Genomic DNA, 17371 nt, shown 5'->3' on the forward strand with positions numbered 1-17371 from the left:
AAGATCATGCTCCAGCAAAGATCCGGCTCACGCTGCAAACCCAAGGCCTGAACGGGTCAGTTCCTCAACCGGTAGCCCGTCTTGAAGATCCACGCCACGATCGCGATGCAGATGGCCAGGAACATCAGCGTCATGCCGAGGCTGACGCCGACCGAGACATCAGCCTTGCCGTAGAAACTCCAGCGGAACCCGCTGATCAGGTAGACGACGGGATTGAACAGGGTGATCGTCTTCCAGATGCCCGGCAGCATGTGGATCGAATAGAAGCTGCCGCCGAGGAAGGTGAGCGGCGTGACGATGAGCAGCGGCACCAGCTGCAGCTGCTCGAAGGTCTTTGCCCAGATGCCGATGATGAAGCCGAACAGGCTGAAAGTCACCGCCGTCAGCACCAGGAAGGCGATCATCCAGAACGGATGCTCGATCCTGAGCGGCACGAACAGTGCCGCGGTGGCCAGGATGATCAGGCCGAGGATGATCGACTTGGTCGCGGCGCCTCCGACATAGGCGATGATGATCTCCAGATAGGAGACCGGGGCCGACAAAAGCTCGTAGATCGAGCCGACGAATTTCGGGAAATAGATGGCGAAGGAGGCGTTGGAGATCGATTGCGTCAGCAGCGACAGCATCATCAGGCCCGGCACGATGAAGGCGCCGTAGGCGATGCCGTCGATCTCGTTGATGCGCGAGCCGATGGCCGAGCCGAAGACGACGAAATAGAGCGATGTCGAGATGACCGGCGAGATGATGCTCTGCAGCACCGTGCGGAAGGCGCGCGCCATCTCCACCCGGTAGATCGCCCATACCGCACGAAAATTAGGGGCAGCGCGCAGGTTCATGGCTCTTGCCTCAGAAGATTGACGAAGATCTCTTCGAGCGAGCTGTTCTTGGTGTCGAGATCGCGGAACTGGATGCCGGCCGCCTCGAGGTCGCGGATCAGCGAGGCGACGCCCGGACGATCGCTCTGGTTGTCATAGGTGTAGGTGAGCTGGTTGCCGTCGTCCGACAGCTCCAATGAATAGTGGGAAAGCCCGTCCGGAACGGCGGCAAGCGGCGCGCGCAGCTCCAGTTTCATCTGCTTGCGACCGAGCTTGCGCATCAGCTCGGCCTTGCCTTCGACCAGGATGATCTCGCCCTTGTTGATGACGCCGACCCGGTCGGCCATCGCCTCGGCCTCTTCGATGTAATGCGTGGTGAGGATGATGGTGACGCCGTCTTCGCGCAGGCGCCTGACCATCGCCCACATGTCCTGGCGCAGTTCGACGTCGACGCCGGCGGTCGGCTCGTCGAGGAACAGCACGCGCGGCTCGTGCGACAGCGCCTTGGCGATCATCAGCCGGCGCTTCATGCCGCCGGACAGCGTGATCGCTTTCGAATCCTTCTTGTCCCACAGCGAGAGGTCGCGCAGCACTTTTTCGACGAAGGCCGCGTTGGGCGCCTTGCCGAACAGGCCGCGGCTGTAGTTCACCGTCGCCCAGACCGTCTCGAAGGCGTCGATGGTCAGCTCCTGCGGCACCAGCCCGATCAGGCTGCGCGCCGCGCGATAATCCTTGCCGATATCGTGGCCGTCCACCGTGACAGTGCCCGAAGAGCGGTTGACGATACCGCAGACGATCGAGATCAGCGTCGTCTTGCCGGCGCCGTTCGGCCCCAGCAGCGCGAAGATCTCGCCGCGCTCGATGTCGAGATTGATTTCCTTCAGCGCCTTGAAGCCGGTGGCATAGGTTTTCGTGACACCGGAGATCGAGATGATGGATGACATGCTGAAATACGGCCGGCTGGAAAAGGTGACCTGATATAGGTCGGATGCCGCCCGGTGCAACCGTGAATCGACGCCGTTCCTGACAACTTTCGACAGTGAGGAGGTTCTTTCTCCCGTTTACGGGGAGAAATGCCCGGCAGGGCGATGAGGGGCGGCGCTGACCTTCAACCAATCGTGCTCCCGGCTGCCGAACCGCAGATGCCGGTGCCGCCCCTCATCCGCCCTTCGGGCACCTTCTCCCCGTAAACGGGGCGAAGGAAATCAGGTCTGCTGCGTCCAGAACGCGATCTCCTGCGCCTTGGTCCTGAGCTCGGTCTTCAGCCATTGATCGTCGTCGTCGAGGTAGCTCCACGGCGTCCTGCCCTGCGCCCGCATCTCGCGGATGTAGGAGCGGTAGCGGTAGTGGCTGTAGACGGACATTGCATAGGTGGCATAGGCGGCGGCAAGCTTCCTGTGGCCGCGCACGATCACCAGGTTCTCGTCGTTCTTCTGGCTCGCCGGCGCCGAGAAATTGTGGCTGCCGGTCACCACCACGCAGTCGTCTGAATGCGGGTCGGTCACCAGGATCTTCGAATGCACGATGGCATGGCCGATCTGCGACAGGAAGGTCGGCCGGTTGACCTCTGCGATCCACGGTCCGAGCGGCGCGTCGAGGCCCTGCGGCTGCGCCACCGCGTAGCGGTCGGGCGTGAACTTCCGGTCGCTGCTCACCAGGTCGATGTCGAGGAAATTCTGCTCGGTGCCGCCCTCCTCCGCGCTCAGCGTCGAGACCACGCCACGCACATACATGCCCTTTTCCTTGGCGCGCTGGCCAGCCAGCGTATGCAGCCCCTGCTTGCCCGGCGTGAACATCAGGAAGAGCACGGCCTGCCTGGCCGATGTGATCACATCGCGCAGCGCCGCCATGTCGGCCCCGTCGGAGGTGCGGGTGAACCACACGGTCGCGTTGGCGGTACCCACCGTGAAGGTTTTCGGTGCGTTGTTGTCCGCCATCAGCGCCGGTGTGAAATTGGCCGGGTCGGTCTTCGGCGGCGAGGCATCCTTGAGCAGGTCCCAATGCTTGCGGAAATGCTCCGCCACCGCCGCGTCCTCGATCAGAAGGCCGTTGTTGACCTGCGTGCACAGGCCGGTCGTGCTCCAGTTGGTGCTGCCCGTCCACACCTTCTTCGGCTCGCCGTCTTGCGATACCACGACGAACTTGTTGTGGCCGAGGCCTTTCGATTTCAGCATCCGGTCGATGGTCGCGATGCCGTGGTCGTTGAGGTTCTTGCGCGCGTCCTTGTTGCCGTCGCCGCTTTTGTCGGAGCCGTTGGCGAGGATAAGATGGAGCCGCGGCCCGAGCCCGATCAGCGCCGTCTCCAGCGTCGCGTCGCCGAGCTCGTAGAGGGCCGCATGCAGTTCGTCGCCTGCGCCTTGCGTCAGCCCGATCATGCGCAGCCCGAGATCGCCTTCCAGGAAAGCGCGGAACTTTGCGTCGCCATTGGTCTGCAGGCTCTTCTTGAAGGCCGCCGGCGAGAGCTTGTTCTTGGCCATGTAGCGGGTGACGAATTGCGACAGCACCAGGCCGCGGTTGAAGTAGCAGGAAAAGCCGCCGCCGGCATCGGTGGCGAGCGTATGCCAGTCCGTCCAGTCGCTCGACACGCCCTTGGTCAGCGGCTTGCCGGGGCCGGCGCTCATCATCGCGGTCACCCGGTAGCGCACGACATTGCCGACATCGGCCGCGTGGTCGGTCCAGTTGAAGCGCTGGAACGGCCACACGTCCGACGGCCGGTGGTCGCCCGATTTCGGCTTGTCCTTGGTGAAGCCGACGCGGTTCTCGACGGGCTCGATCTTCTCGGTCGCGCCGGCCTTGCGGCCGCGCTCCAGAAGGAAGCCCCGGCATCCCGCGATGAAGTCGCTGGGCGCCCAGGCGACGAAGGCGTCGTCGCCATTGGTGTAGACGGAGACTTTTATGTCGATGGCCATTTGTCGTTCCTCCCCATCTGTCGTTGTTCCCAAAGCGCGCGGCTGGGATACCCGGCTCATCAATGCAGCCAACAAGAATTCGCCCCGGAAACAGGGTTCCGGATCAGTTGAAACAGAATGTTCGAAAGGTGACGGCGATGATTATGCGGTGGCAGAAGATCGGATGTCAATGTTTTGCAGCGCCAAGTATAATTCTATGAACTGCTTCACATTGTGTTCTGTTTGCTGGCAAAACAAAGGCGGATGGTTTCGCCGACACTCCGCCCAAACCGGCTTGGGGTGGTTCCAGGAAAGTGCGAGCGGCGAGGTTGCCATCGGGGCTCACCGTTCCTTTCCGTGAAGTCGGCACAAACGCCGGGGATTGGCGGAAGCCTCCCAGCCTCGTCATTCCAGGGCGGAGCAGCCGCGAAGCGGCGTCGCGCAGACCCTGGAATCCATTCCGTGACTTTGATCGAAGAGCGCAGCGGAGCAGAATTCTGCACCGTAGCAGCGCTCGGACGTCACGGAATGGATCCTCGGGTCTGCGCGCGTCGCTTCGCTCCTTGCTCCGCCCGTGGATGACGATCGCGATGGGCGTTTCCGCCAATCGCCAAGGCATGTCACCTGCCGACACAGGCATACCTGACGGTCGAGATTCCCCTGTGTCAGGAAACCGGCCGGCCTTCCTCAGCTCTTGCTGGAGGCCAGCACGAGCACCGGCTTCTCGCTGTAGAGCTGCGGGAACAGCGCCTTCAGATTCTCGATCTTGGGCAGGTCGTTGTAGACGATATAGGGATAGGTCGGGTTCAGCGTCAGGAAGTCCTGATGGTAATCCTCGGCCGGGTAGAAGGTCTTGCCGGTTTCGAGCGTGGTGACGATCGGCTTGCCGAACACCTTGGCCTTGTCGAGCTGGGCGATGTAGCTCTCGGCGACCTTCTTCTGCTCGTCATTCTCGGCGAAGATCGTCGAGCGGTATTGCGTGCCGGAATCCGGCCCCTGGTAGTTCAACTGCGTCGGATTGTGCGCGACCGAGAAATAGACCTGCAGCAGCTGGCCGTAGGTGACCTTCGACGGGTCGTAGGTGATCTCGACGGATTCGGCGTGCCCCGTGCGGCCGGTGCCGACCACTTCATAGACGGCGTTTTCGGCGCTGCCGCCGGTATAGCCGGACACCGCCTTGCTCACGCCCTTGACGTGCTGGAACACGCCCTGCACGCCCCAGAAGCAGCCGCCGGCGAAGATCGCCTTCTCGGTGCCGCTCGCCGCCTTTTCATCCATCGCCGGCGGCGGGATCACCACCGCGTCCTCGGCCGAGCGGGCCGGACTTTGCCAGAAGGTCGCGGCAGCCGCCGTCAGGATGATCGCCGCGAGCGCGCTCTTGACGAAATTCGCCGGTCGGCTCCCGGCCGTTTTCCGAATGTCGGTCATGTCAAATCTCCCATGCCTGTTGGTACGACTATACGATATATGGTGCCGCCGGCGGCGCACATTGCCTTGCGCCGGTCAAATCCAATCATCCGACATGCCGGGCGGCAGCCTCGATGAGGTTGGCGATCTCATGCGGATGAGAAATCAGCGACAAATGGCTTGCCTTCACTTCTATGGTCTTTGCGTTCATGCGCTTGGCCATGAAGCGCTCGAGATCCGGGTTGATCGTGCGATCCTCGGTCGAGACGGCGTACCAGCTTGGCTTCGAGCGCCAGGCCGCTTGCGTCGTCTTTCCGGAGAATAGCTTGTCCGAGATCGGTGCCTGCACGGCATAAAGGATGCGCGCCTTCTCGCTAGGAAGATCGCCGGCGAAATCTCGCAGGAAAGCCTCTTCTCCGAGCTTGCCATAGCCTCCCGACCAGACAAGGCCGGCGGAGGCGGGCGGCGCCGCAAAAGTCTTGGCGAGCGCCGTGTAGTCTTCACCGGCATCCGGTGCACGCGCCGCGACATAGACCAGCGACGTAACCTTCGAATCCACGCCTGCCTCGGTGATGATCATGCCGGCAAAGGAGTGCGCGACAAGGATCGTCGGTCCATCCTGGAGCGCGATCGCGCGGCGCGTCGCCTCGACGCCCGCCTCCAGGGTGGTCAGCGGGTGTTGGACGGCGGTTGCGTTGAAGCCGGCCTTCTGAAGAACTCCGATCACCTCCGACCAGCACGAGCCATCTGCATAGGCGCCGTGGACCAGGATGACATTGCGAACCTTGGAGCCCGTCTGCGCTCGCGCCTTGTCGGCGCCGGCCAACAGCGTCGTTGCCATTCCAGCGGCGAGTGCGGCGGAGAAAGTACGTCTGTTCAACATGATAGTGGGTTCCTTGCGAGGGTCGCAAACTTGGCAATTCCAGAAAAGCGTGCAGCGGCTTTCCGTCCGGAATTGTGTACAAAACAACTGGCTCTCGCGCCGCGAGAGACCAACCTTGGCGCGCCCTCGTCTGCCGACGCGCCGAGGCTGCAAAGACCGGACCTATTGAGCCGGAGCCATGGCGTCCGCCGGCTTCATCGCATCCGCCGGCTTCATGGCATCCGTGGCCGGCTTCATCGCGTCGGTGGTAGCCGGCTTCATCGCCTCGGTGCTCATCGCGTCGGGCTTCATGGCGTCGGCGGGCTTCATGGCGTCAGCCGGCTTCATCGCGTCCGTCGCCGGCTTCATGGCGTCGGTCGCCATCGCGTTGGCGGGCTTCATCGCATTGGTCGTGTCGTCGGCGCGGGCGTCGGCGACGAAGACGGACGCGGAAAGCGCGAGGGCGAGCGCCGGCAGGGTCAGGTATTTGGTCATGATAGTCTCCTTGGGTTTTGGCGCGCGGAAGCGGGCCGGGTTATGCGTTGCCGCTGCCTGCGGCCCCGCGCGTAGGGAAAAAGAAATCAGTTGGCGGCCGCGGCCAGGATCGGGCCGCCGCCTGGCGCCTGCACCAGCACCGCGGTGTTCAAGCCGCCGGTGGCCGCCGGCAGCGGCAGCGTGGTGGCCTTGCCGTTCCAGCTGCCGAGTTTCGTCAGCGCATGCACGACATTGGCGTGCGGCAGCGTTCGGCCGGTGTTCTCGCCGCGCGCCACCGGCACCTCGACGACGCCTCTCGTGTAGCGCACCAGCCAGATGTCGGCGCCGCCGCCCGGCGCCTTGCCGGCGCCGATGCTGACCTTGGCCTTGTCGAGCGAAAGCTCCGGACCCTGGGTGTGGCCGCCTTTGGCGATCAGGCTCTGGATCTCGCCCGGCGCCGCGCCCACGCCGTCGCGTCTGCCGTTCACCACCACTTGCGGCGTAAACGGTCCGTCACGGCCGAGCGACGGCTCGTAGGTCACCTGGCGATCGGTGAATTCCTTGCGGCCGAACGTGTCCTTCCAGCCGAGATAGTCCCAGTAGGTGACGTTGAACGACAGCGCCAGCACGCCCGGCTGGTCCTTGACCTTGATCAGGTTGGCGTTGGCCGGCGGGCAGGACGAGCAGCCCTGGCTGGTGAACAGCTCGACCACGGTCAGCGGCTGTGCCGAAGCGGCGCCGAGCGTGGCGGCAAGCATCGCCCCGGCGAGCAGGCCGGTCCTTGTCTTCAATCCGATCATGGGGAAGCAGTCTCCGTTGCGGCGGGTCATGCTCCCATTTCGCGACGGCGCAGGGCTTCGTTACAGCTTCACCGGTTTGTGATGTGGGTGCCTCAGTGCGGAACGTTGGAGGGACAGCACCCCCCTCTGCCCTGCCGGGCATCTCCCCCGCAAGGGGGGAGATCAGATGTCGCGCAGGCCTTCGCCAATCTCCCAGGTCGAAAGGGAGATGCCGGCGGCGGAACAGCCAATCTCCCCCCTTGCGGGGGAGATGGCCGGCAGGCCAGAGGGGGGTGTGAAGGATCGCGACGCTTGGATCCGTCTCAGATGCGCGCCGATCCACCTTCCCGCATGGGAGAGAAGGCGAAGGAAAAAGCCCCACCGCTTGCCCCTCAACCCTGCCCCTGCTAAAGCGCGCCGCATGACGACGCCCCTCGACCACATCCGCAATTTCTCCATCGTCGCCCATATCGACCATGGCAAATCCACGCTTGCCGACCGGCTGATCCAGCTCACCGGCACGCTGGAGGAGCGCGACATGAAGGAGCAGGTGCTGGACTCGATGGATATCGAGCGCGAGCGCGGCATCACCATCAAGGCCCAGACGGTGAGGCTGAACTACCGCGCCAGGAACGGCGAGGATTATGTGCTGAACCTCATCGACACGCCCGGCCATGTCGACTTCGCCTACGAGGTCTCGCGCTCCTTGGCCGCCTGCGAGGGCTCGCTGCTGGTGGTCGACGCCTCCCAGGGCGTCGAGGCGCAGACGCTGGCCAATGTCTACCAGGCCATCGACAACAACCACGAGATCGTCGTGGTGCTGAACAAGGTCGACCTGCCGGCGGCCGAGCCCGAGCGCATCCGCGAGCAGGTGGAGGAGGTGATCGGCCTCGACGCTTCCAACGCCGTGCTGATCTCGGCCAAGACCGGCCTTGGCGTGCCCGACGTGCTGGAGGCGATCGTCCACCAGCTGCCGCCGCCGCGCGAGGGCGACATCGCAGCCCCGCTGAAGGCGATGCTGGTCGACAGCTGGTACGACGCCTATCTCGGCGTCATCGTTCTGGTGCGCATCATCGACGGCGTCATGAAGAAGGGCCAGACCATCCGCATGATGGGCACCGGCGCAAAATACCTCGTCGAGCGCACCGGCGTGTTCAAGCCGGCCCGCGTCAATGTCGACGAGCTCGGCCCCGGCGAGTTCGGCTTCTTCACCGGCTCGATCAAGGAAGTGGCCGACACCCGCGTCGGCGACACCATCACCGAGGACCGCCGCCCGACGCAAAAGGCCCTGCCCGGCTTCAAGCCGGCGCAGCCGGTGGTGTTTTGCGGCTTGTTCCCGGTCGACGCCGCCGATTTCGAGGATCTGCGCGCCGCCGTCGGCAAATTGCGCCTCAACGATGCGAGCTTTTCCTATGAGATGGAAACCAGCGCCGCGCTCGGCTTCGGCTATCGCTGCGGCTTCCTTGGCCTGCTGCATCTGGAGATCATCCAGGAGCGGCTGGAGCGCGAGTTCAACCTCGACCTCATCGCCACGGCGCCCTCCGTCGTCTACCGCCTGAACCTCAATGACGGCTCAGTGAAGGAACTGCACAACCCGGCCGACATGCCCGACGTGGTCAAGATCGCCTCGATCGAGGAGCCGTGGATCCGCGCCACCATCCTCACCCCCGACGATTATCTCGGCGGCATCCTGAAGCTCTGCCAGGACAGGCGCGGCATCCAGGCCGATCTCTCCTATGTGGGAAAACGCGCCATGCTGACCTACGACCTGCCGCTCAACGAGGTGGTGTTCGATTTCTACGACCGGCTGAAGTCGATCTCCAAGGGCTACGCCTCTTTCGACTACCATCTGACCGACTATCGCGAGGGCGACCTGGTGAAGATGTCGATCCTGGTCAACGAGGAGCCGGTCGACGCGCTATCCATGCTGGTGCACCGGACGGCGGCGGAAAAGCGCGGCCGCGCCATGTGCGAGAAGCTGAAGGAGCTGATCCCGCACCATCTGTTCAAGATCCCGATCCAGGCGGCCATCGGCGGCAAGGTCATCGCCCGCGAGACCATCTCGGCGCTCAGGAAGGACGTCACCGCCAAATGCTATGGCGGCGACGTGACCCGCAAGCGCAAGCTGCTCGACAAGCAGAAAGAGGGCAAGAAGCGGATGCGCCAGTTCGGCAAAGTGGATATCCCGCAGGAGGCGTTTATCCAGGCGCTTAAGATGGGGGATTGAGGACGATGTCCACATAGGCCGTCAAACGACCAGCAAACAACGAACCATTCCATAACATCAGGGAATAGTGATGCGAATTTATAGGTTGGCTGCCGATGGCGTGAAATGGCCGCCAGCCCAAAAAGACGGACTGTTCGTTCTTGGGGATCCGGAAGCCCGGAATATCAAACACCACAAAAGGAACGAGGTCCTTGTCCGAACCGAGGAAGAGGCAATTCGCCTCATTCTCAAAGGTTTCTCGATTCGCATTCAAACGGGGACGCGACCGTCACTCGTTCGCCGCAATATCTTCGTCGATGGAAAACGGATTAGCTGAGGTTGAGTACCCACGTTCAGTGTTGGACGCGATGCTGAAAGACATCGTCAACTCTCCCTACAGGGATCATTTGAGCCAGCGATTGTAGGAATCCTATATCGGCTGCATTCCACTTTGCGGCCTTGTCATAGACTAGATAGTGCGAAGGATCGTCATCTCTACGACCAATATCCATGTGGGCCGCTGCCTTGGCGTTGATCGAACTAGGATGCGGATTTACATGATCGAACAGGATCCGGTCGCGCTCGACGCCGACCTGAAAATCGAAGTGATAAATACGATTGCTGGCGCCAGCGACCTCAACTTCTCTTGCGATGTTACGGCGCCCAAAAGTCACAACGAGTGATTCATACAGCCGCTCGATAAGCTTAACGCCGACCTCATTGGTATATTTATCTAAGGCGTAACGCGCTGCAATTGAAGCGGTATTGGCCACTAATGAAACCAATGTCGGAACATGGGCGACATCGATCGCTGGCGACGTGATCTGGTTTCCCTCAAGCCGCAATCCATTCTGCTTGCAGATTGGCCCGAGCCAGCGAGCAATGTCAGGAACCTTGATACCATGTGCCTCTACAGTATGCGCTGTTGCACCTCTATCCGATACCACGCAAAGGTCTGCACCGCCTGACACGTAAACCGTCACGGATCCATTGGATGGGTACAGGCAGCCGGTTGCCACGGCGATCTCGTTGTCAACGAGAAACGTCTTAAAGCAGTTCTGGTCGACCAGAGCTTTCAGCGCTTCAATTTTGTTCATAGCAATCGTCCGCGCGACGGGCGGTCAACGAAGACACCGTTATGAAAGACGATGTTGACACTCTGACAAAACCAAAACAGTGCTGACTGATACGACATTATAGCAGGGTCAAGGCGCCGAGCGTAGGAAAGTTCCTTTGGAAGCGCGTTTGCCTCGCAAAAGCAGGCGTTGTCCGGCCATGCATGGCAATGCGGTCCGTAAATTCTGCTTTCGAATTCTGAAAAATCCCCTACGGGGTTGTCGTGAAATTTCTCAAGTGGATCAAAATCCAATCTTGCGATGCAAGGCGGCACGTTAAGTGTGATAGTGAAGCCATTATTGGTGCTCATTGGAAAGGACATGATATCCAGCGAGGCGCTGACGGGGATGCCGTCAATTGCGAGAAGGTATTTGAGCCGGCATTCCTCGGTATGAGCATCGCAGGACCAACCACTAGTCCCTTCAATAGTCTTTGTAGCAGCAAGAAACTCTGCCACCGATTCAGCGGCGTGTTTGTCCGACTTTATGTCTAGCCATTGGGCCATCGATTCCCCCAAGCCCGCGATAAACAGGCAAAACAATGGGAGAATCAACAGATACTTTGCCAAGTCGATCGTTAGGATAGACCAACAAGACAGCCACACCCTTCACCATCCCCGCACCCCGTTGTATCCTTCCCCGGCTTGGGGAGACATCACATGCGCTCCACCTCAGACATCGTCGCCGCGATTGGTCTCGCCATCGGCGGCGCTTTTGGCTTGGCGGGCACTTTTGTTGCCAGCGATGCGCTGCGCGAGACGGTCTGGGCCATCGACGGCGTCGGCATCGTCGTCGCCACGGCGCTGCTCACGATGAAATACCAGCGGCTCGGCAATGACCTCGTCGCGGCGGGCTTCCTCACCTTCCTCGCGGGCGAAAGCCTGCTTCTGGCCGGCAATGCGGCGGGGCTGCAGGCCAGCGTGCCTTCCTATGCCGGCGGCATCGCGCTGTGGGCGGCGGGGCTGGCGATGGTCAGCGCGCAAGCCACCTTCGCGCTCTGGATGCGGCTCACGGCGTCCGTCGCCGCTTTGCTCTTCGCTGTTTCGGTCTTCATGATCCTGTGGGGCGCGCCGCTTTTGCCCACCTCCGCGCCGCTGCCGGCGGCCGGCTATCCGTTCCTGGTGCTGACCTTCATCGGCTGGATCTGGACTTTGCTGAAGCCGGAGCGTTGACTGCAAAGGCGATGGCCGCGCCGCTCGAAATCCGCAACAGCCCGTCGGGAAAGATCCTTCCCGCCATCGGGCCGTTCCTGCTTGGCGGCATTTTCGGCTTCGGCGCGCTGCAGGGCGTGGCCTCCGGCGCCGATGGCGGGCATGTGCTGTGGATCGCGCTGCTCGGCGCAGCCTGCCTGGGGCTCGGCGCATTCATCGCGCGCGGCGCCTTCGACAGTTCGGTCAAGGTGGTGCTGGACAGCCACGGCTTCCGCGATGCCCGCGCCGGCGACGTGCTGGTGCCGTGGAGCAAGGTGCGGAGCGTGCGGCTTGCCGCCGGCGGCAAGGGCGCGGCAATGCTCAATTTCGAGCTCACCGAGGAGCCGCCCGACGCAATCCGCTATTCCTCCGCCAACGCCTTCGGCCTGATGCCCTTCGGCCGGACCATCGTGCATATGGAGATCTCCTCGCTCGACGTGCGCGGCGAGGAGATGGTGGATGCCGTGAAGACATTCGCGCCGCATGTGGTGGTGAGGAGGTAGCGATCGCCTGCGTTTTAGAAGGAGCGGGGCGCCGAAGCTGCTGATCTCCCCCCTCGTGGGGGAGATGGCCGGCAGGCCAGAGGGGGGCGCTGTCCCGCCGGCATCTCAAAGGGTAAGCTTTCGCGGCCAGGTTCTCTTTGATTGACACAAACGCCGCGTTCCTTCGCGCCCCCCTCTGCCCTGCCGGGCTTTCGTTGCTCGGAAAGCCAAGCAATTGGCTTCCCATCCGCTACGCGGACCGCTCCTCAACCCCCACAAGGGGGGAGATTACGCACTTCACCCGTGCTCTACTCCCCTCGGGGACCTCGCCATGATTCGCGCTCTGCTCGCCTTCCTTCTGCTCACCTCGCCGGCCTTCGCCGCCGACATGTCTGTCTTCGTGCGCAACCAGCGTTCGGACGGGGTCGCGGTCGAGCTGTTCGGCCGCGACAGCGGCAAAGTCTGGCCGGGCGACGACAAGGTGTTCCTCATCCGGCCGAAGGCGCGAAAGTCGGTGCCGATTTCCTGCGAGCCGGGCGAGCACATCTGCTGGGGCGCCTGGGTGAACGGCGACGATTCCGTCACCGCCGGCGTCGGCCCCGACAACGACCAGCGCTGCGACACCTGCTGCTTCATCTGCACCGAGCACTCGACCGAGACGATTGATTTGGTGGAGTAGCGGGGCGTTGAAGCTGCCAATCTCCCCCCAAGAGGGGGAGATGCCCGGCAGGGCAGAGGGGGGCGCGAAGGATCGCGGCGCTGCAAGAACAAGGTTCCTCGCCCCGCGGAGTGGGGAGAGGTGGCTCGGCGAAGCCGAGACGGAGAGGGGGAGCGCCCTACGAAGGCGCCCTCTTCGTCCGCTTCGCGGCCACCTCGCCCCGCCTTCGGCGGGAGCGAGGAACCCAAGCATAGACACGTCGGCGGGACAGCGCCCCCCTCTGGCCTGCCGGCCATCTCCCCTCTTGGGGGGAGATCAGCCAATCGCCACAGCCTCAACAATCACCCCCAATTCCGTCAGCCATTTTCGCTGCCGCCCCTTGGCATACGCGCCGGCCATGTCATCATCCAACCATCGGCCGTGGGGGCCGATTCGTCATCGGGGGTTTTCATGTCTTTGCTATCCGCGCGCCGCTTTGCCGCCGCGTTTTCGCTTGCCGTCCTGTTTTCGGCTGCCGCTCATGCCGGCGACGTCACCTTCCAGATCAAGAACAGCCATCCCAATGCCATGCGGCTCGAGCTCTACAGCCAGGACCGCGACTATGTCTGGCCGGGCAACGGCAAGGATTTCTACCTCGACGACGGCGAGACCAAAGAACTGCCGATCTCCTGCAACGAGGGCGAATCCATCTGCTACGGCGCCTGGGTCGACGGCGACGAGGCGACCTATTGGGGCGTCGGCCCCGGCAACAAGGAAAAATGCGAAGACTGCTGCTACACCTGCAGCGGCGGCGAGACCGAGGAGATCGATCTGGAGGAGTAGAGTCGCGCCTTCTTCCCCTTCTCCCACAGGGGCCCACAGGGGAGAAGGAGCAGGCTGTGCATCCGGCCAGCTTGACGCCCCTCTCGCCCCCGCCCTAGCCTCGTCTCCACCCACCAACAGGAGACCCCACCCAAATGGCAGGCACGGTCGAAGGCGAGAAGCTCGACGTTTCTTTCAGCGGCAAGCGCTGCATCCATTCGCGCAATTGCGTGCTCGGCAACCCGCATGTCTTCGTGCCCAACGCGCCGGGCGAGTGGATCCATCCGGAAGCGGCCAGCGTCGAGCAGGTCGTGGCGCTGGCGCAGAACTGCCCGTCCGGCGCCATCACCTACACCAGAAAGGATGGCGGACCGCAGGAGAAGCCGCCGGTGGTCAACACGGTGTGGTTGAGGGAAAACGGCCCGCTGGCGGTGCATGCCGAGATCGTGCTGGGTGACGAAACCGTCTTTCGCGCCACGCTCTGCCGTTGCGGCCTCTCCCAGAACAAGCCGTTCTGCGACAACAGCCACATCAAGGCCGGCTTCATCGCCACCGGCGAGCCGCCGCTGAAGGAAGCGCAGGTGCTGGAGGCGCGGGATGGCCCGCTGACCGTGACGCCCACCGTCAACGGCCCGCTCAAGGTCGAAGGCAATGCCGAGATCGTCACCGGGACAGGACATACGATCGCCCGCACCACCAAGGTGTTTCTCTGCCGCTGCGGGCATTCGGCCAACAAGCCATTCTGCGACGGGAGCCATAAAAGGGTGGGGTTTGTGGGGTAGGCGTCGAAGCTGCCAATCTCCCCCCTCGTGGGGGAGATGTCCGGCAGGACAGAGGGGGGCGCCGTAGAGCGCGAACCTTAACAATCACCGAGCGATGCAAATGCCCCATACGCCGCTGTCACCAAAACACCGTGCCAACGCCAGATCAATGCGCAAGGTGATGACAGGAGCCGAATTGAAGCTTTGGAACGAGCTTCGCGCCCATCGGTTGATGGGCCTAGGCTTCCGGCGCCAGTTCCCGATCGCCGGATATATCGTAGACTTCGCTTGCCCGCAGAAGAAGCTCGTCGTCGAGGTCGACGGGTCTCAGCACGGAGAAGCCCGTCGCAGGCGATGAGGCACGGACTGCGAGGCTGGAGAAAGATGGCTGGACCGTTCTGCGGTTCTGGAACGAAGATGTCATTCGCGACATCGATAATGTTTGCCAGCATATCGTGATCGTGACCGGGCTTGGAAGTCCATCCGAATAGCGCGGTCAGGTCAGCGGGACAGCGCCCCCCTCTGGCCTGCCGGCCATCTCCCCCACAAGGGGGGAGATTAGCTCTTCCCCCTGGCCCACCTCTCCCGCCTTTATCGGCCAGCCCGTATCGGCTAAGGGCTTCGCCACAAAGCCCTCTTGCCCGGACCGCCCGCCCAAAATGACCGCCAAGCCTCATCCCCTCTTCCTCGGCATCGACACCGGCGGCACCTACACCGATGCCGTGCTGTGGTCGGAGGGAGGCGGTCCCAAGGGAAAAGTCCTGGCCAAGGCCAAGTCGCTGACCACGCGGCACGACCTCGCCGTCGGCATTTCCGGCGCGGTGGATGCGGTGCTTCAGGAATCCGGCACCGATCCGGCCGCCATCAAGCTGGTCTCGATGTCCACCACTCTGGCCACCAACGCGCTGGTCGAGGGCCAGGGTGGGCGCGTGGCGCTGGTCATGATCGGCTTTTCCGAGGCCGACCTTGCGCGCGACGGGTTGAAGACGGCGCTCGGCACCGACCCGGTGGTGTTTTGCCCCGGCGGCCATGACGTGCATGGCAATGCGGCGAAACTCGACCTGTCCGGCCTCGAGGCGGCGCTCCCCGAGCTTGGCGGCTCGGTGTCGGGCTTTGCCGTCTGCGCCTATTTCGCCACCCGCAACCCGGCGCATGAGCTCGCGGCCCGCGACCTGATCCGCGACAAGACGGGCCTGCCGGTCACCGCCAGCCACGAGTTGTCGGCCAAGCTCGGCGGCCCGCGCCGGGCGCTCACCACCTTGCTCAACGCCCGCCTGATCTCGATGATCGACCGGCTGGTCGCTGCGACCGAAGGTTTTCTTGGCCATCGCGGCATCGCGGCACCCCTGATGGTGGTGCGCGGCGACGGCGCGCTGGTCTCGGCGGCCTTTGCCCGCCAGCGGCCGATCGAGACGATCCTGTCCGGCCCGGCCGCCAGCCTTGTCGGCGCCCGCCACATGACCGGGCTGGACGACGCCATGGTCTCGGATATCGGCGGCACCACGACGGACGTCGCCGTGCTCGACGGCGGCCGCCCGCGCCTCGATCCGGAAGGCGCCACCGTCGGCGGCTTCCGCACCATGGTCGAGGCGGTCGCAATGCGCACTTTCGGCCTCGGCGGCGACTCGGAAGTCGCGCTGGAAGACGGCGCGCTCGACCCGAAAATCCTGCTTGGGCCGCGCCGCCTGGTGCCGCTGGCGCTGTCGGGCATGGTGCATGGCGAGGCGGTGACGTCGGAGCTGGAGCGGCAGCTGCGCGCGCCGAACCCTGGCCGCATGGACGGGCGCTTAGCCATGCGCACCGGCGTGCCGGACCGGCTCGCCGCCGGCCTCACCGCGCCGGAAGCGAAGCTGTACGAGACGATCGGTTCCGTGCCGCTCGCGCTCGACAGGCTGCTCGCTTCGAACGCCCAGAACGCCACGCTGAACCGGCTGGTCGCACGGGGGCTCGTGCACATCAGCGGTTTCACGCCGTCCGATGCCGCCCATGTTGTGGGAAAACAGGCCAATTGGGACGCCGCCGCCGCCCGCCTCGGCGCCGAGCTCTTCGCCCGCCGCCGCGACGGCCGCGGCCAGACGATCGCCGCGACGCCGGAAGCGATCGCCGAGCGCGTGCTGGTGACGCTGACCCGCTGGTCGGCCGAATACATCCTCGAAACCGCCTTCGCCGAGGACGGGCTGGACGGCGCCGCCACCGTCGCGCACGCGCTGGTGCAGCGCGCGGTCGACGCCCATCCCGGCATCGCCCGCTTCACCGTCGCGCTCGACCGCCCGGTGATCGGCCTCGGCGCGTCGGCGCCGCTGCACTATGCCGGCTTGGCCGTGCTGGTCGGCAATGGCTGCATCGTGCCGGAAGACACAGACGTCGCCAACGCGCTCGGCGCCGTGGTCGGCCAGGTGCGCGTCTCGGCCGAAGCCCGCGTCAGCCAGCCCAAGGAAGGCCTGTTCCGCCTCGCCTCGGGCCAGACGGTGCGCGACTTCACCGAAGAGGACAAGGCGATCGCGGCGGCTGAGGCCGATGTGCGGGCATTGGCGGCCGAGCGCGCGAAGGACGCCGGTACCGACAGCGCCGAGATCGAAATCGCCACCGAGTTCAAGGTCTCGACCATCGAAGGCCAGCGCATGTTCATCGAGGCACATGTCGTGGCGGTGGCGTCGGGACGGCCGCGGATTGCGGTGTGAGGGAGAGCGTAATCTCCCCCCTTGTGGGGGAGATGGCCGGCAGGCCAGAGGGGGGCGCTGTCCCGCCAGCGTCTCCGTTCTTCCGCCTCTCCGACAGCCAGTCTGGGTGACATTTGCACGGGATAGAAGTGACAAGATTGGCGTTCCTTCGCGCCCCCCTCTGCCCTGCCGGGCATCTCCCCCACGAGGGGGGAGATCAGCAGCTTCGCCGCCCCGCCAAATCCTCCCTACATCCTAAGCCGAATTGACCCC

The 17371-nt window shown here is 63.7% G+C and carries 17 protein-coding genes and 1 pseudogene; 9 read left to right on the plus strand and 9 right to left on the minus strand.

From position 1 onward, the window contains the following. Positions 1-56: 56 nt before the first annotated feature. The 3 genes from FJ418_RS08625 to FJ418_RS08635 form a co-directional block, all read right to left on the minus strand. Complete coding sequence (locus FJ418_RS08625) at positions 57-836, minus strand: ABC transporter permease (RefSeq protein ID WP_140709343.1); 780 nt, start codon at positions 834-836, stop codon at positions 57-59. Continuing rightward, positions 833-1759 carry an ABC transporter ATP-binding protein gene (locus FJ418_RS08630; protein ID WP_140864849.1) on the minus strand — a complete coding sequence of 309 codons (927 nt, stop codon included), beginning with the start codon at positions 1757-1759 and terminating at the stop codon, positions 833-835. Before FJ418_RS08630 ends, FJ418_RS08625 begins: the two co-directional genes overlap by 4 nt. Before the next feature lie 261 nt (positions 1760-2020). Beyond that, positions 2021-3724 (minus strand): phospholipase D-like domain-containing protein, encoded by a 1704-nt coding sequence (locus FJ418_RS08635; protein ID WP_181166870.1) that lies wholly within the window; start codon positions 3722-3724, stop codon positions 2021-2023. On the opposite strand from FJ418_RS08635, the gene FJ418_RS31840 reads away from it, so the two are divergent. Beyond that, positions 3711-4064 carry a hypothetical protein gene (locus tag FJ418_RS31840; protein ID WP_181166871.1) on the plus strand — a complete coding sequence of 118 codons (354 nt, stop codon included), beginning with the start codon at positions 3711-3713 and terminating at the stop codon, positions 4062-4064. The genes FJ418_RS08635 and FJ418_RS31840 overlap by 14 nt on opposite strands. A gap of 326 nt (positions 4065-4390) precedes the next feature. Here the strand turns inward: FJ418_RS31840 and msrA are convergent, their stop codons facing one another. From msrA to FJ418_RS08655, 4 genes are all read right to left on the minus strand, one after another. Then, complete coding sequence (gene msrA, locus FJ418_RS08640) at positions 4391-5131, minus strand: peptide-methionine (S)-S-oxide reductase MsrA (protein WP_140864853.1); 741 nt, start codon at positions 5129-5131, stop codon at positions 4391-4393. A gap of 85 nt (positions 5132-5216) precedes the next feature. After that, positions 5217-5996 (minus strand): alpha/beta hydrolase, encoded by a 780-nt coding sequence (locus FJ418_RS08645; protein WP_140645991.1) that lies wholly within the window; start codon positions 5994-5996, stop codon positions 5217-5219. 159 nt (positions 5997-6155) lie between these two features. After that, positions 6156-6467 (minus strand): hypothetical protein, encoded by a 312-nt coding sequence (locus FJ418_RS08650; RefSeq protein WP_140864855.1) that lies wholly within the window; start codon positions 6465-6467, stop codon positions 6156-6158. 86 nt (positions 6468-6553) lie between these two features. Further along, the gene (locus FJ418_RS08655) at positions 6554-7246 is read right to left on the minus strand and encodes a DUF1223 domain-containing protein (RefSeq protein ID WP_140864857.1); all 693 of its coding nucleotides are present in this window, start codon (positions 7244-7246) and stop codon (positions 6554-6556) included. A gap of 400 nt (positions 7247-7646) precedes the next feature. On the opposite strand from FJ418_RS08655, the gene lepA reads away from it, so the two are divergent. Beyond that, positions 7647-9452, plus strand: coding sequence for a translation elongation factor 4 (gene lepA / locus FJ418_RS08660; protein WP_140783124.1), 1806 nt, complete (start codon positions 7647-7649; stop codon positions 9450-9452). A 332-nt stretch (positions 9453-9784) separates the two neighbouring features. Here the strand turns inward: lepA and FJ418_RS08665 are convergent, their stop codons facing one another. Further along, a complete protein-coding gene (locus tag FJ418_RS08665; protein ID WP_140864859.1) occupies positions 9785-10528 on the minus strand; it encodes a hypothetical protein in 744 nt (247 codons plus the stop codon). Next, the gene (locus FJ418_RS08670; protein ID WP_140864861.1) at positions 10525-11115 is read right to left on the minus strand and encodes a hypothetical protein; all 591 of its coding nucleotides are present in this window, start codon (positions 11113-11115) and stop codon (positions 10525-10527) included. Before FJ418_RS08670 ends, FJ418_RS08665 begins: the two co-directional genes overlap by 4 nt. A gap of 90 nt (positions 11116-11205) precedes the next feature. Between FJ418_RS08670 and FJ418_RS31845 the strand changes: the two genes are divergently transcribed. The 7 genes and pseudogenes from FJ418_RS31845 (at position 11206) to FJ418_RS08705 (ending at position 17119) form a co-directional block, all read left to right on the plus strand. Next, on the plus strand, positions 11206-11718 hold the full coding sequence (locus FJ418_RS31845; protein ID WP_181166872.1) for a hypothetical protein: 513 nt from the start codon (positions 11206-11208) through the stop codon (positions 11716-11718). Then, positions 11715-12239, plus strand: coding sequence for a hypothetical protein (locus FJ418_RS08680; RefSeq protein WP_140864863.1), 525 nt, complete (start codon positions 11715-11717; stop codon positions 12237-12239). Before FJ418_RS31845 ends, FJ418_RS08680 begins: the two co-directional genes overlap by 4 nt. A 310-nt stretch (positions 12240-12549) precedes the next feature. Further along, entirely contained in the window at positions 12550-12897 is a 348-nt protein-coding gene (locus FJ418_RS08685) for a hypothetical protein (protein ID WP_140864865.1), read from the plus strand. 429 nt (positions 12898-13326) lie between these two features. Further along, entirely contained in the window at positions 13327-13698 is a 372-nt protein-coding gene (locus FJ418_RS08690; protein ID WP_140864866.1) for a hypothetical protein, read from the plus strand. Between the two features lie 134 nt (positions 13699-13832). After that, on the plus strand, positions 13833-14459 hold the full coding sequence (locus FJ418_RS08695) for a CDGSH iron-sulfur domain-containing protein (protein WP_140864868.1): 627 nt from the start codon (positions 13833-13835) through the stop codon (positions 14457-14459). Positions 14460-14559: 100 nt separating this feature from the next. Then, positions 14560-14929, plus strand: a pseudogene (locus FJ418_RS08700) (DUF559 domain-containing protein). Between the two features lie 168 nt (positions 14930-15097). Continuing rightward, complete coding sequence (locus FJ418_RS08705; RefSeq protein WP_140864870.1) at positions 15098-17119, plus strand: hydantoinase/oxoprolinase family protein; 2022 nt, start codon at positions 15098-15100, stop codon at positions 17117-17119. Positions 17120-17371 lie beyond the last annotated feature (252 nt).

This window comes from Mesorhizobium sp. B2-8-3, assembly GCF_006440815.1.
Classification (GTDB): Bacteria; Pseudomonadota; Alphaproteobacteria; order Rhizobiales; family Rhizobiaceae; genus Mesorhizobium.